The sequence below is a fragment of the Paraburkholderia sp. BR10937 genome (assembly GCF_040965695.1).
Classification (GTDB): domain Bacteria; phylum Pseudomonadota; class Gammaproteobacteria; order Burkholderiales; family Burkholderiaceae; genus Paraburkholderia.
On sequence record NZ_JBFRCL010000259.1, the window covers coordinates 1 to 242 of the forward strand.

Here is a 242-nt window from a genome sequence, read left to right on the forward strand (position 1 = left end):
GTGGACGAACCTCTGGTGTACCGGTTGTGACGCCAGTCGCATCGCCGGGTAGCTATGTTCGGAAGAGATAACCGCTGAAAGCATCTAAGCGGGAAACTCGCCTCAAGATGAGACTTCCCCGGGGACTTGATCCCCTTGAAGGGTCGTTCGAGACCAGGACGTTGATAGGTCAGGTGTGGAAGCGCAGTAATGCGTTAAGCTAACTGATACTAATTGCCCGTAAGGCTTGATCCTATAACAGG

At 52.9% G+C, this 242-nt stretch carries 1 rRNA gene; it reads left to right on the forward strand.

Features of this window, described 5'->3' with window-relative positions:
* A 23S ribosomal RNA gene (locus tag AB4Y44_RS42885) occupies positions 1–234 on the forward strand; the annotation flags it as partial.
* Between the last annotated feature and the right edge of the window lie 8 nt (positions 235–242).